13 protein-coding genes are annotated in these 11,886 nt (G+C 71.7%); 2 read left to right on the top strand and 11 right to left on the bottom strand.

Annotation, left to right across the window (positions count from 1 at the left end; translation table 11 throughout):
• From AUL34_RS14120 to AUL34_RS14100, 5 genes are all read right to left on the bottom strand, one after another.
• A complete protein-coding gene (locus tag AUL34_RS14120) occupies positions 1–1,689 on the bottom strand; it encodes an efflux RND transporter periplasmic adaptor subunit (protein ID WP_061934967.1) in 1,689 nt (562 codons plus the stop codon).
• Positions 1,690–1,778: 89 nt separating this feature from the next.
• Positions 1,779–2,189, bottom strand: coding sequence for a hypothetical protein (locus tag AUL34_RS14115; protein ID WP_061934870.1), 411 nt, complete (start codon positions 2,187–2,189; stop codon positions 1,779–1,781).
• A gap of 128 nt (positions 2,190–2,317) precedes the next feature.
• Positions 2,318–2,521: a heavy-metal-associated domain-containing protein gene (locus AUL34_RS14110; protein ID WP_061934966.1), complete on the bottom strand. Its 204-nt coding sequence runs from the start codon at positions 2,519–2,521 to the stop codon at positions 2,318–2,320.
• Positions 2,522–2,580: 59 nt separating this feature from the next.
• Positions 2,581–3,042, bottom strand: a complete 462-nt coding sequence (gene cueR / locus AUL34_RS14105) for a Cu(I)-responsive transcriptional regulator (protein WP_061934869.1) — start codon at positions 3,040–3,042, stop codon at positions 2,581–2,583.
• The gene (locus AUL34_RS14100; protein ID WP_061934867.1) at positions 3,029–5,566 is read right to left on the bottom strand and encodes a heavy metal translocating P-type ATPase; all 2,538 of its coding nucleotides are present in this window, start codon (positions 5,564–5,566) and stop codon (positions 3,029–3,031) included. The genes cueR and AUL34_RS14100 overlap by 14 nt, the downstream gene beginning before the upstream one ends.
• A gap of 238 nt (positions 5,567–5,804) precedes the next feature.
• On the opposite strand from AUL34_RS14100, the gene AUL34_RS14095 reads away from it, so the two are divergent.
• Positions 5,805–6,269 (top strand): hypothetical protein, encoded by a 465-nt coding sequence (locus tag AUL34_RS14095; protein WP_061934865.1) that lies wholly within the window; start codon positions 5,805–5,807, stop codon positions 6,267–6,269.
• Between the two features lie 66 nt (positions 6,270–6,335).
• Here the strand turns inward: AUL34_RS14095 and AUL34_RS14090 are convergent, their stop codons facing one another.
• The 6 genes from AUL34_RS14090 to AUL34_RS14065 all read right to left on the bottom strand — a co-directional run bounded on the left by AUL34_RS14090 (position 6,336) and on the right by AUL34_RS14065 (position 11,338).
• Positions 6,336–6,746 (bottom strand): hypothetical protein, encoded by a 411-nt coding sequence (locus AUL34_RS14090; protein WP_061934863.1) that lies wholly within the window; start codon positions 6,744–6,746, stop codon positions 6,336–6,338.
• Positions 6,747–6,908: 162 nt separating this feature from the next.
• Positions 6,909–7,613, bottom strand: coding sequence for an SCO family protein (locus AUL34_RS14085; RefSeq protein WP_244492575.1), 705 nt, complete (start codon positions 7,611–7,613; stop codon positions 6,909–6,911).
• Positions 7,610–8,095, bottom strand: coding sequence for a copper chaperone PCu(A)C (locus AUL34_RS14080; protein WP_061934860.1), 486 nt, complete (start codon positions 8,093–8,095; stop codon positions 7,610–7,612). The genes AUL34_RS14085 and AUL34_RS14080 overlap by 4 nt, the downstream gene beginning before the upstream one ends.
• Entirely contained in the window at positions 8,092–8,535 is a 444-nt protein-coding gene (locus tag AUL34_RS14075; protein WP_061934858.1) for a DUF411 domain-containing protein, read from the bottom strand. The genes AUL34_RS14080 and AUL34_RS14075 overlap by 4 nt, the downstream gene beginning before the upstream one ends.
• Before the next feature lie 20 nt (positions 8,536–8,555).
• Positions 8,556–9,158 carry an isoprenylcysteine carboxylmethyltransferase family protein gene (locus AUL34_RS14070; protein WP_061934856.1) on the bottom strand — a complete coding sequence of 201 codons (603 nt, stop codon included), beginning with the start codon at positions 9,156–9,158 and terminating at the stop codon, positions 8,556–8,558.
• Positions 9,155–11,338, bottom strand: coding sequence for a heavy metal translocating P-type ATPase (locus AUL34_RS14065; protein WP_061934854.1), 2,184 nt, complete (start codon positions 11,336–11,338; stop codon positions 9,155–9,157). Before AUL34_RS14065 ends, AUL34_RS14070 begins: the two co-directional genes overlap by 4 nt.
• A gap of 68 nt (positions 11,339–11,406) precedes the next feature.
• Here AUL34_RS14065 and AUL34_RS14060 point away from each other — a divergent pair, with 68 nt between their 5' ends.
• Complete coding sequence (locus AUL34_RS14060) at positions 11,407–11,829, top strand: helix-turn-helix domain-containing protein (RefSeq protein WP_061934852.1); 423 nt, start codon at positions 11,407–11,409, stop codon at positions 11,827–11,829.
• Positions 11,830–11,886: the final 57 nt, after the last annotated feature.

Here is an 11,886-nt window from a genome sequence, read left to right as displayed (position 1 = left end):
TCAACGGATCTGGTTGAGGAGTTCGGCGCCCTCGGTCACGACGCGGCTGCCCGCATCGATCCCCGCGGCGACGAGGACGCGATCGCCGTCGAGCGGCAGGACGCGGACCTCCCTCGGCTCGAAGCGTTCGGCCCCGGTGTGGAGGAACACGATGTCCTGGCCGTTGGAGCCGCGCAGGACGCTCGTGCGCGGCAGCGCGACGCCCGTCTGCGTCTCCTCGGTCCGCGCGAGCACCGTCAGCATCTGGCCGAGGCGGAGCCCCTTCGCGCCGCCCTCGATCGAGAACTGAACGGGGAGCGCCTGCGAACGGTCGGCGAACCCGGCGCCCTCGAACCGCAGCGCGAGGGCCTGCGTGCCCCCGCCCGTCGCCGAGGCGTCCGAGAACGCCCCGGAGGAGCCGTAGGCCAGCGCCTCGACCCAGAGGCGGGCGGGATCGACGATGTGGAAGACGACGGCGTTGCTCTCGGCCATCTGCCCCGCGACGGCGTTGGCCGCGGCGACCACGCCCGACACGGGGGCGACGAGCGCCTCGGGCTTCACCTGGACCTGGTCGATCGCGGTCCGGCGGTCGCGCAGGCCCTCGAGCTCGATCCTCGTCTCGTCGAGCGTCGTCTTCGCGATCGCGCCGCTCCTCACCAGCGTCTCGGACCGACGCACCCGCTGCTCGGCGATCGAGATCGCCTGATCGAGTTCGCTGAGCCGCTGCTGGAGGTCCGACTGGTCGATCGTCTGGATCGCCGACGCGACGTAGGCGAGGACGTCCCCCGCCTCGACCCTCGAGCCGAGACGTGGGAAGCCCCCGGGCGGCGGGGCGAGCCGCCCGGCGACGGAGGCCTGCACGTAGCCGCTGGCGTTCGGGTCGGGGATCACGCGGCCCGGCATCTCGACGCTGCGGCGATGGTCGGCGGGAGCGGTCTTTACCGTGCGGATCGCGAGGATCCGCTGGGAGGGTTTCGGCACGAACACGGATCCGTCGGGAAGGCGTTGCGCCAGGTCCCGCGCCCCGGCGCCGCCCGCCGCCGTCGGCATGGCTGCCGGGGGCGTCCCGTGGTCGTGCCCCTCGTGCGCGAGGGCGAGCGATCCGCCGAACAGGAGGACGAGGGCCGTCGCCGTGCCGGCCGCGAGCAGGACCTTCCGGCGAAGGAGGGCCATCGCGAGGACGCCGAGGGCGAAGCCGAGGGCACCGACGGCGAGGAGGGCGGGGTCGTTGCGCGACAGCCGCCCCTTCAGGTCGACCGCCAGGGCCTCCCGCACCTCGGTCGCGAGCGCCGAGCCGACGAGCCAGCCGCCGCCCGCCGTCACTACCGGCGCGGGCGCCTCGGGGATGGTGAGGGTCGTGGTGAGGAAGTCGACGTCGGTTCCGCTAGTGACCGTCGCGATGAGGTCGTGGGCGCCCGGCTGCCGGACCCAGTCCGCCTCCAGGCGGTATAGGTCCCTGTCCGCGGCTGCCGTCGCCGGGCCGGCGGGCGTGTCGATCTCGATCGTTGCCCCGACGACGGGCTCGTTGGTGTCGAAGCGGTCGAGGTGGATCTCGAGGGCGTTGCCGCGCGCCACGGCGACGAACTCGAACAGCGCGCTCTGCGCCTCGGCACGGGGGGCCGCTTGCGCCGAGGCTGTCGGCGGCGGTGGCCCGCCGTGGTCGTGGCCCTCATGGGCGGATGAAGGCGCGGCAAGCGCCATGACGGCCATCACGGCCGCGGTCAGGATACGGAGGGTCACGGGGTAAGCCCACGGTCTGGAACATCGCTCGGGGCGCGCGGACGCGCCCGTTCAGAATGTCAGACGAGGGCTCGGGGAGGCCGGACCGGACCGTCGACGACGGCGCCGTGGATGGCGTTCGGCTCCAGCGGGCGGCCATGCCCAGCGGGACGGGCCGCAGGGAGCGTCCACGAGGGGTTGGCGACCGCGGCCGTCATGCAGTTGGACATGCCCTTGCCGCAGCAGGAGCCTGCCAGGCCGGAATCGACGGGACTGTCCTTCGCGTCCTTCGCGGCGGCCAACTCGCGCGTGCTGGCGCCATCTGCGGGTTCGTCCACGGCATCGGTCGTGGCAACGGCCTCGGCGGCAGCCCGGACGGCAGGGGCGTCGTGGTTGGCATGGGCCTGCGCCGCCGACGAACAGAACAGCACGATGCCGACGACCACGAGGGTCGCGAACAGCGATGCCATCTTGTTCAGGACGAACGACATGCGGGCCTATGGATCTCCGAGGGACGGGGCAGGATTCAAGTCAGCGAAATCGAGCCGAATTTGGGCTCGAAGGGGATCGGCGTCATCCCCCCGCCGGAATTTGGGGAGGCACAAGCCGACGAAAAGGGTCAAGCAGTTAACGTTTCGTTCCGATAGCCCGCGGCCCTGATGGCCTCCCCGATGCTGGCCTCGCTGGCCGCGCTCTCGACGGTGACCGTGCCCGACGGCAGGTCGACGGTCACCTCGGCGGCCGGGTCGACCGACGTCACGGCCTTCCGCACGGTCGACGCGCAGTGGCCGCAGCTCATGTCCTGCACCTTCAGCTTCAGCATGGCAGTCTCCTTTCCGGGGAAGATGGGGGTTTCCATCGTTGGAAGGTCAAGGGCCGGGTTCATCGGATCCCCCCGACCTTCGTCAGCGCCCGCGACGCACGGCGGCGTGGCTGCGATGCCGCCTCCGGGGCGGCCCCGTCGGCAAGGCTGCCGATGATCGGGCAGTCGGGTCGGTCGTCCCCATGGCAGTTGCGGGCGAGGTGGCGGAGCGTGCCCGCCATCTCCTCCAGCTCGCGCATGCGGGCCTCGAGCATCTCGACCTGTTCCAACGCGATGCGCTTCACGTCGGCGCTGGCGCGGCCGCGATCGCGCCACAGGGCAAGCAGATGCCCGATCCTCTCCATGGAGAAGTTCAGGTCGCGGGCCCTTCGGATGAAGCGCAGCGTCGACACGTCGGCCGACGAATACATGCGGTAGCCGGATTCGGCGCGCTCGGCCGCCGGGATGAGCCCCGCCGCCTCGTAGTGGCGGATCATCTTGGCGCTGACGCCCGAGGCCTTGGCGGCTTCACCGATGTTCATGGGTCACCTCCCGGGTTGAGGGGTCGACGGGCGGTGCCGCGACCACGGCGGAGAAGCGCCGCAGGCGCAACGCGTTGCCGAGCACGAAGACGCTGGACAGCGCCATGGCGCCCGCCGCCAGCGCCGGCGACAGGAGCGTGCCGTTCAGCGGGTAGAGCAAGCCGGCCGCGACGGGGACGAGGACGACGTTGTAGGCGAAGGCCCAGAACAGGTTCTGCCGGATGTTCCGGATCGTCGCCCTCGAGACGGCGATGGCCGTGACGACGGCGTTGAGGTCGCCGGACATCAGCACCACATCAGCGCTCTCGATCGCGACGTCGGTGCCCGTGCCGACAGCGAGGCCCACGTCCGCCGCGGCGAGCGCCGGGGCGTCGTTGATGCCGTCGCCGACGAAGGCGACCTTGCCCGACAGCCCGAGGCTCTGGACGACCGTGACCTTGCCCTCCGGCAGGACCTCGGCGAACACCTCGTCGATGCCGAGACGGGCGGCGACCGCCTTGGCGGTCCGTTCGTTGTCGCCCGTCACCATGGCGACGCGCAGCCCGAGGCCGTGGAGCGCCCCGATCGCGGCGGCGCTCGTCGCCTTCACGGGATCCGATACGACGACCAGCGCCGCGAGGCGTCCGTCGACGGAGGCGTAGAGGGGTGACTTGCCCTCCAGCGACAGCCGTTCCGCCTCGGCGGCGAACGCGGACGGATCCAGGCCGAGGTGCGTCATGAGGCGGTCCGCCCCGACGGCGACGGCGCGCCCGCCGACGGTGGCCTCCACGCCGAACCCGGGGACTGCCTCGAAGCGGTCGACGGGCGAGACGGGCACGTCCTCCGCCTTCGCCGCCGCGACGATGGCGGCGGCGATCGGGTGCTCCGACTTCGCCTCGACGGAGGCGACGAGACCCAGCACGTCGCCGCGACCGAAACCGTCCGCGAGGACGAGGTCCGTCAGTTCGGGGCGGCCTTCCGTCAGCGTCCCGGTCTTGTCGAGGGCGACCACGTCGACTTCGCGCAGGGACTGCAAGGCCTCGCCGCGCCGGAAGAGCACGCCAAGCTCGGCCGCGCGTCCCGTTCCGACCATGACCGAGGTCGGCGTCGCGAGGCCCATCGCGCAGGGACAGGCGATGATGAGGACTGCGACCGCGTTCACGAGGGCGAAACCGAGCGCCGGGTCGGGTCCGAGGACCATCCACACGAGGAAGGTTAGCGCGGCGGCGGCCATCACCGCGGGGACGAACCAGCGCGTCACGCGGTCCACGAGCGCTTGGATCGGCAGCTTGCCGCCCTGCGCCTCCTCGACCATGCGGATGATCTGCGCCAGCACCGTGTCCCCGCCGACGCGGTCGGCGCGGTAGGTGAAGCTGCCGGTCTTGTTGATCGTGCCGCCGACCACGGACGCGCCGCCCTCCTTGGAGACGGGAACGGGCTCACCCGTGATCATGGACTCGTCGACGAAGGACGAGCCGGAGAGCACCGTCCCGTCCACCGGCACCCGCTCCCCGGGGCGCACCTCGACGGTGTCCCCGACCACGACCGCATCCAGCGGCACCTCGGCGAATCCACTGCCGCGCGCGACCCGCGCCGTCTTGGGGCGCAGCCCGACCAGGCGCTTGATCGCCTCGCCCGTCCGGCCCTTGGCCCGCGCCTCGAGGAGGCGTCCGAGGAGGATCAGCGTGACGATGACGGCGGCCGCCTCGAAGTAGACGTTCGCCGTCCCGGCGGGCAGCGCGCCGGGCAGGAAGGTGGCGACGACGGAGTAGCCCCAGGCCGCGAGCGTGCCGACGGCAACCAGCGAGTTCATGTCGGGCGCGAGGCGCGCCAGCGCGGGCAGTCCCTTGCGCAGGAAGCGCAGGCCGGGGCCGAACAGCACGAGCGAGGCGAGGACGAACTGGAGGACGCGGCTCTCCCACATCCCGATGCGGTCCATGACCAGGTCGTGAAAGGCGGGGACGAGGTGCGAGCCCATCTCGAGCACGAAGAGCGGCGCGGTGAGGATCGCGGCGACGAGGAGGTCGCGGCGCAGCAGCGCGTACTCCGCCTCCTTGGCGGCCCGGCGCGGGTCCTCGGCATCGGCGGCGGGCGCCGTGACGGCGCGCGGCTCGTATCCGGCACCTCGCACGGCGTCCTCGACCGTCCGCATGTCCACGGAGGGAAGCGCACGCACCGTGGCGCGCTCGGTCGCGAGGTTCACCGCGACGGTCGACACGCCGGGGACGGCGGCGATCGCCCGCTCGACCCGCTCGACGCAGGACGCGCAGCTCATGCCCTCGATGCCGAGCTCCCGCGTCTCCTGGCGGACCCCGTAGCCGGCCTCCTCGACCGCATGCAGGACCGCGGCCCCGTCGACGGTGCCCGCGAAAGTCACGTCGGCGCGCTCTGCGGCGAGGTTCACGGACGCGGAGGAGACGCCCGGCACCGCCGCGATGGCGCGCTCGACGCGGCCGACGCAGGACGCGCAGCTCATGCCCTCGATGTCGAGGCGGAGGACCCCGGCGGACTTCCCGAACTTCTCCGAGGGAACGGTCTGGTTCATCGGTTTCGTCCCGGAAATTTGCGACTTGCCGGAAGATGGGGCTTCCCACCATGGGAAGGTCAAGGGACACGCGAACGTCTTTCGCGACGCTTTCCTTCAGACCAACGTCCGTCGTCTTGACGTCGCTGCCGACGGTTTCCAAATCGGGCATTGCCCGGCTCGCGGGAGACGGGCCTGTGCCGCCGCCACGTCTCGCGGCGGCGCAGCGTATCCATGTTGCTCAACGGAGGATGTGGCTATGCAAACCCCATACGAAACGGACACCGGTCGGATCGCCGACGGACTGCCCGCAAGCTTTGAAAGCTCCTCGGTGCCCGGTGCGGACACCTTCAACCATCCCGACCAGGTCGTCTCGGCCGCTGGGCTCACAAAGAGCCAGAAGCGCATGCTGCTGGCCTCGTGGGCATCGGACCGCCGAACCGTCGAGGACAAGCCTTCGCTCCGTCGGCTCGACAGCGGCGCGGTGATCCCGATCGACGAGATCCTCGAGGCCATGACGGCGCTCGACCGGGACGGGGAACTCGCGGCATCGGGAACAGCCGACAGCCTCGCGGCACGGCGGACGAACCGCCTCGTCGCGAGGCTGGTGCGCCGCAGGCCGACGCCGTGGACGGATCGGAACGACGATCCCCCGCCCTCGGCCGCCGCGGCGGCGCGTCCGTTCTCGCCTATCTTCACCGAGGCGCTCGCTAGGTCGGCGTGACCCGTCGGCGCGAGCCTTCCCGACCGTGCGCCTGCCAGGAAGGCTCGCCCGGATCCGTCGGGCGGTTCAGCGCGTGCGCAGCACCGCCTCCGTGCCGGCGACGGTGCCACCCCCGTTCGGGAACGTCTCGACGGAGGTGATCGTGCCGAGGCCCGGCACGACGGCCCCCACCACGACGCGGACGAGGTCGTTCGGGGTCGCGAGGAACGCCTCGCCTTCGAAGACGGAGACGATGGAGTAGGCGTCGGCCTTGATCGCCTGCGGCTTGCTCGCCACGGGCATCGGGACGGGGATCTCGACCTTCTCCTCCGTCACTGCCGGCGGGGCCTCGCCGTCGCCTCTCAGGGCGGCGTAGGCCCCGCAGCAGGCGAGGAGCAGCGTTCCGCCCGCTATCGCCGCGAGGCCTCCCTTCGAGACCATCCACGCGGGCAGCATGCCCTTGCGGCGGTCCGGTTCAGCCGTGACGTCTCCAGCCATGCGATCGCTCCGGTCCCTTGCCTTCAAGCGGCGGCAGGATGCGGGCGGAGGATTGGTTTCCGATGGAGAAAACCGTTCGCATTCGAACGGCTCGGTCCGGCTGCGATGGCGTCGGGACCGGGTTGGACGCGGAGGCGCAGTCCCCTCGGCCCGTTTCGTCGATCAGCCGTTCGCCCCAGTAGCAATGGCCTCCCCCTTGCTGACGTTTCCCGCTTCCGCCGCCCGCCTGCCGCTGTCCCGGGTGGCTGCGTCGCCCGGCCGTTCAAGGAGGCGTTCCACCTTCTCCCGCCGGATCCTCGCGTCCTCGTGCATGTCCAGCGTGCCGACGAAGCCGCCGTCGCGGTCGTAGAGGTAGACCCCGGCGGAGTGGTCGATCGTGTAGTCGCCACCCTCCGTCGGCACCTTCCGGCGGTAGGCCTTGAAGGCGTCGAACGCCCTGTCGACCTCCGCCTCGGTGCCCGTGAGTCCCAAGATCCTCGGGTCGAAGGACTGGAGGTAGGCATTCAGGACCTCCGGCGTGTCCCGCTCCGGGTCCCCGCTGACGAGCACGACCTGGAGACCGTCCGAGCGAGGGCCGAGGTCCGCGAGGAGGACCGACAGCTCGCCCAGCGTCGTCGGGCAGATGTCGGGGCAATGCGTGAAGCCGAAGAACACGGCAACGGGCTTGCCGCGGAAGCCGGACCACGTCCGCGGCTTCCCGTCCTCGTCGACCAGCGCGAACTCTCCGCCGATCGGCACGGCCGCCGAGGTTCCGGCGGCGGGCGCCGACACGCCGCCCGGAAGCGTCCATGCCGCGCCGACGAGGGCGCCCGCGGCGACGACGACCACCGCGCCCCAGAGCGCGATCCGAACGGTGCGCAGGTTCACGGCTGGTGTCCCCCGTGGGAGGGGGCGGCCGCGCCGGCGCCGAAGCCCTCGACCGAGAAGCGGACCGGCACGGCTCCGGCACGCTCGAACACGAGGGTGCCGTCGAAGGACTGGCCCTTCACGATCGGCTCCTTGAGGTCGAGGAGCATGACGTGGGTACCGCCCGAGGCGAGCGTGACGGTCGCCCCCGGCTCCAGCACGACCCCGTCCTCGACGCGGCGCATGCGGGCGACGCCGTCCTCGACGGTGGAGGCATGGACCTCGAAGCGGCCGGCGACGGTTGCCGAACCCCCGACCAACCGATCCGGCTCCGTCCCGTCGTTGCGGATCGAGAGGTAGCCGACCCCGACCTTCGCGTTCGGCGGCGTCGGGCGGGAGGACGGATGGTCGATCGTGAGGCTGCCGGCCTTGAACTCGTGCGCACTGGCTGGCCCGAGCAGGACGGCAAGGCCAAGCGTGGTCGCGGCGGCAAGGAACCTCACTTCGGGTACCGTGCGAACACCGTCGACGTGCCGTCGCGGGCGACTAGGAGCACCTCGTAGGGTTCGTCGCTGGTCCCCATGCCCGGGCTTCCCGCAGGCATGTCGGGAACGGCGAGCCCGATCGCGTCCGGCTTCTCGGCGAGCAGGCGCTTCACCTCGGCTGCCGGGACATGGCCCTCGACGACGTAGCCGCCGACGAAGCCCGTGTGGCAGGAGGTCTGGCCCGGCTTCAGTCCGGCGCCCGTCTTCTTGGCGTAGAGGTCCGCCATGGCGAGGTTCTCGTTCGAGACCTCGAACCCTGCCTCCTCGAGGTGCTTCATCCAGCCGATGCAGCAGCCGCAGCCCGACGTCGAGAACACGTCGACGGTCTCGGCTGCGAACGCGGGTACGGTGAGGAGCGCGAGCGCCCCGGCGATGATCGTCGTCGGTCTGCGTCCCATGGGGTCACTCCTGTTCCATGTCAGATCCAGCGCCGCACGGCGCTTCGGTATGCGGTGTATGCGGGGCCGAACGAGTGTTCGAGGAAGCGCTCCTCGTCCCGGACTTGGACCTCGCAGGCGACCCAGAAGGCCAGCGCGCAGCCGATCATCGCCGGGGACGGCACGGCCACCGCGAGCCCTGCCGCCATCGCGAGCATCCCGAGGAACACGGGGTTGCGGCTGAGGCCAAATAAACCCGTCGTGACCAGGGCGTCAGGCGCCTCGTCCGGGATGCCGACCCGCCAGCGTCGGCCCATCCCGCTCCGGGCCACGACCGTCAGGACCTGCCCCGCGACGGCCAGCGCCAGACCGGACAGACGGACGGCGTAGGCCTCGCCCGCGAGCGGTGCGATCGCGGCCGACGCGCTCCCCGCCGCATGGAGCCCGAGGGCCGCGAGACCGCCCACGACGGTCGCGCCGAACAGGACGCGCGCCAGCGTCTGGCGGGGACTCCTCCCGAAGCCATAGGCACGCCCGCCGATCTCCCGGGACGTCCGACGGGTGGCGAGCGCAAGCCACGCCACGGTGACGGCGAGGACGATCGCCGGCCCGATGCGAAGGAGGTCGTCGGCGGCGGCGCTCACCGGGGCTTCCAGCCGAGGAGCCGCATGGCGTTGGCGGTCACGAGGACCGTCGCGCCCGTGTCGGCGAGGATCGCCGGCCATAGGCCCGTGATGCCGAGGACGGTGGTCACCAGGAAGACAGCCTTCAGGCCGAGGGCGATGGCGATGTTCGTCCGGATGTTGCCCATGGTCGCCTTGGACAACGCGATCATGTCGGGGATGTCCTTCACCCGGCCGTGGAGCACCGCCGCGTCCGCGGTCTCCAGCGCCACGTCGGTGCCGCCGCCCATGGCGATGCCGACGTCTGCGGCCGCCAGCGCCGGCGCGTCGTTGATGCCGTCGCCGACCTTGGCAACGACGAGCCCTTCGGACTGGAGTTCGCGCACGATGCGCTGCTTGTCCTGCGGCAGGAGCTCCGCCCGTGCCTCGATGCCGAGACCTGCCGCCACCGCCTCGGCCGTGCGCCTGTTGTCGCCCGTCAGCATGACGGCCCGGACGCCGGATGCCTTCAGGGCTGCCAGGCCCGCCACGGCATCCGGCCGGGCCTCGTCGCGCATCGCGATGAACCCGGCGACGGCCCCGCCGACCACGACCACGGACACGGTCTTGCCGTCCGCGTTCAGCGCCGCGATCGCGGCCTCCTGTTCGGGCGCGAGGACCACGCGCCTCCCGGCCGCCTGCGGCGACCCGAGGAACACCCGCTCCCCGCCGACCCCACCCTCGACGCCTTCGCCGGCCACTGCGTTCGCGTCGAACGAGGGCGGGGTCGGCACCCTTTCCGCCTTCGCACGCTCGAGGATCGCGACCGCCAGCGGATGGCTCGATCCCTTCTCGAGCGCGGCTGCCAGCGACAGGACCTGCGCGGCCGAGCGGCTGCCCGCCACGATGTCGGTCACGACGGGCTTGCCCGCGGTCAGCGTGCCCGTCTTGTCGAAGGCGACGGCGGTGATCCGGCCGAGGCTCTCGAGCACCGCGCCGCCCTTCATCAGGAGCCCGCGCCGGGCGCCCGCCGACAGGCCGGCCGCAATGGCCGCTGGGGTGGAGATGACCAGCGCGCAGGGGCAGCCGATCAGCAGGATCGCGAGGCCCTTGTAGATCCACTCGCTCCAGTCCGCCCCGAAGGCCAGAGGCGGCACGACGGCGACAGCCAAGCCGACCACGAGGACCGCGGGCGTGTAGACCTTGGAGAAGCGGTCGATGAAGCGCTCGGTCGGCGACTTCGCCTCCTGGGCCTCCTCGACGAGGCGGACGACGCGCGCGATCGTGTTGTCGGCCGCCGCGGCGGTCACCCGGACGCGCAGCACGCCCCCGGCGTTGATCGTGCCCGCGAAGACAGGATCACCGACGACCTTGCGCTTAGGGACGCTCTCGCCCGTGACCGGGGCCTCGTCGACCTCGCCCGACCCCTCGACGACCGCGCCATCGGCCGGGACGCGGTCGCCGGGCCTGACGAGGATGACCGTGCCGACGGCGAGGCTGTCGGCGGCCACCTCGGAGGTCTCGCCGTTCGCCTCGACGATCGCGGTCTTCGGCACCAATGCGGTCAGTCCCTGGATGCTCGCCCTCGCGCGCCCGGCAGCGACCCCTTCCAGCATCTCGCCGACCAGGAACAGCAGAACCACGGCGGCGGCCTCCTCCTCGGCCCCGATGAACACGGCGCCGACGGCGGCGATCGACATCAGCGCCTCGATCGAGAACGGCGTTCCGAACCGGGCGGCCGTGATGGCCCGCCACGCGACGGGCACCAGGCCGATGGCGAGCGCCGCGAGGAACGCGGGCCGCTCGAGCGAGGGGACCGCATGCCCGAGGACGTAGGCGGCCAAGAGGGCAACGCCGCAGGCGGCGGTGAGGCCCGCCTTGCGCGTCCGCCACCACGGCTTGCCCGCCTCGCCGAGGTCGTCGTGGGTGTGGCCCGCATGGTCGTGGCCGCCGGCGCTGTGGGAAGCGGACGGATGCCCGTCGGCGGCTGCCGCATGGCCCCCGGCCGGCTCCGCGCCGTAGCCAAGGTTGCGGACCTGGCGGACGACGGCGGCAGTGTCGAAGCCGTCGGCGTGGCTGACCCTCACCGTCCCGGCGGATACGGACACGGAGACGTCCTCCACGCCCGGGAGGCGACGGATGGCGGTATCGACTTTGTTCCCGCAAGCCGCGCAGTCCATCCCGGTGACCCTGTAGCGGCTCTCGTTCATGACGGCGCTCATGGCGCTCTCCTTGCGTGCGTGTCGGGAGAGGCGTACTTCCTCTAGCGGCTAGAGGAGCAAGAGGAAAAATGACGCAAGGCGTTCCGATCGGCGAGGCGTCGCGCGCGAGCGGCATCAAGGTGCCGACGATCCGGTACTACGAGCAGATCGGCCTTTTGGCCGCGCCGCCGCGGACGGAGGGCAACCGCCGCCTCTACGACGCGGGCGACCTCAGCCGCCTGCGCTTCATCCGGCACGCCCGCGAGCTCGGCTTCGAGATCGAGCCCATCCGCGAACTCCTGGCGCTGGCCGGGGAGCCGGACCGTCCGTGCGAGAGCGCCGACCGGATCGCCGCCGCGCATCTCGCCGACATCGACCACAAGATCGCCCGGCTGACGGCGCTGCGTGCGGAGATCGCGCGGATGACGAACTGCTCGAACCATTCGGTCGCGGAGTGCCGGGTGATCGAGGTCCTCGGCGATCACGGCGAGTGCCTGCACGAGACGCATTGAGGACCGACGGCTGCGGTCGCCTCACTTCCGCCGGATCGAGGCGTCTCTTGGCGGCCG

The sequence above is a fragment of the Aureimonas sp. AU22 genome, assembly GCF_001463745.1.
In the GTDB taxonomy this organism is placed as follows: domain Bacteria; phylum Pseudomonadota; class Alphaproteobacteria; order Rhizobiales; family Rhizobiaceae; genus Aureimonas.
This window is presented reverse-complemented; position numbering and strand designations above follow the sequence as displayed.